Below are 1,513 nucleotides of genomic sequence, written 5' to 3'. Positions count from 1 at the left end.
GGCTCTACGTCAAGTAGTGTTGATCAGGAAATTTCTGCTCTACATTGTAAAATTGGTCTAAAGGAATCATCTGCGAGGATGGTTCCTTTTAGCTTACCTGGATTTGTTTTCCCATAATTAAATAAACCCTCGTCCGAAAGGTTTCAAAACAACGATAGCCGAAAGCAACCCGTTTAATTAATTTAATCCGATTATTAAATCCCTCAGTTTGTCCATTGGAGAACTCCTGTTGAAAGCCTAGTCTAATCCCCTTCTGGTACCGAGCTAAGACATGACAGCGATGAACTGTATAATGACTGAGTCCCTCAGAGCGGAGATTTAATAACCGAAAGAAACGTTTGAAGTCTTTTTGATTGTAAGCATATTTTAGTGCTTGAATGTGATTATAGGTAGCACTTAGTTCTTCGTCATAAGCCAACATCAGATCTAAAATCGTTACTGAATTAACTATCCGATGAAAGTAACGACCTTCATAATATTCATCAGTATTAAGATTGGTTTGATCTTGAAGGAAGAGACGCCAGTAATGCTTAATTCGCCGTGCTTGCTTTTGCGCCTGGCGATCGCCCTTACATAATCGTTGATAAACGTGAATTCGTACATGATTCATGGTGTCATTAAGGTGTTTGGCGATGTGAAACCGATCATAGACGACTTGGGCATTAGGAAAAACGGTTTTAGCTAGTCGTTCATAAGCAGCATTCATATCCATAACGAGGTATTTAACGTGTCTTCTCGCTTGATAGCTAAAGCGTTGATAGTGTTCGAAGAGACTTCGTAAACGACGATCTTCCAATAATTCTAATAATCCCTTTTTACTACCATCGACGGCAATAAAACTCATCTTTCCTTGAGCACTGCGCATCGATTTAAATTCATCAATACAAAGAGTTTGTGGTAAATAGTTCCAATCTGGCTGAAACTGGTCCGCGAGGTCCCTAAGGACCCGCTGGACAGTCGTTTCACTAACGAATAAATCATGAGCGATGTCTTTAATGGTGCGTACTCGACAAAGCTGTAATATAACTTCGCGACGCAATGCGGCGGTGACCGAGTGGTGATCCGTAAATAAGTCGCTAGTAGCGTTAAAGGTGCTTTGACAATCAGGACAGCGAAAACGTTGCGTCTTAACTCGTAACATTAGTGGTTGGGCGCGAAATTGGCCGTATTTATATTTAGCCTGATAATAACCAAATTTAACAATCTGACCACGGTTGATCACCCCACAATTAGGGCAAGCTTTAGGGGTATAAGACAGCCGGCAACTAATCTGGGCCACCCGAACTGATTTAACGACCGCAAATTTAAGCCAATGTCGAGAAAAACTTAAGTGGGGATCTGTTAAATTAAGGAGAATTCTAGTATCATTATCCATAGAGGTTACCTTCTTTTCTGTGTGATTTGGCGATTTCATTGTAACAGAGGGGACCTCTGTTTTTTTAGTTTAAACGTAAAAATCTGGTATTGGTATAGAAAGTGAAATTTCTATATCAACACCAGATATTGTAGAGCC

At 40.2% G+C, this 1,513-nt stretch carries 1 protein-coding gene; it reads right to left on the bottom strand.

Annotation, left to right across the window (positions count from 1 at the left end):
- Positions 1–88: 88 nt before the first annotated feature.
- Positions 89–1,375, bottom strand: coding sequence for an ISL3 family transposase (locus tag H9564_RS09010; RefSeq protein WP_225209648.1), 1,287 nt, complete (start codon positions 1,373–1,375; stop codon positions 89–91).
- Positions 1,376–1,513: the final 138 nt, after the last annotated feature.

The sequence above is a fragment of the Limosilactobacillus avistercoris genome (assembly GCF_014836425.1).
GTDB classification, from domain to species: domain Bacteria; phylum Bacillota; class Bacilli; order Lactobacillales; family Lactobacillaceae; genus Limosilactobacillus; species Limosilactobacillus agrestimuris.
The sequence above is the reverse complement of the archived record's forward strand: the minus strand, read 5'-3'. Positions and strand labels throughout refer to the sequence as shown.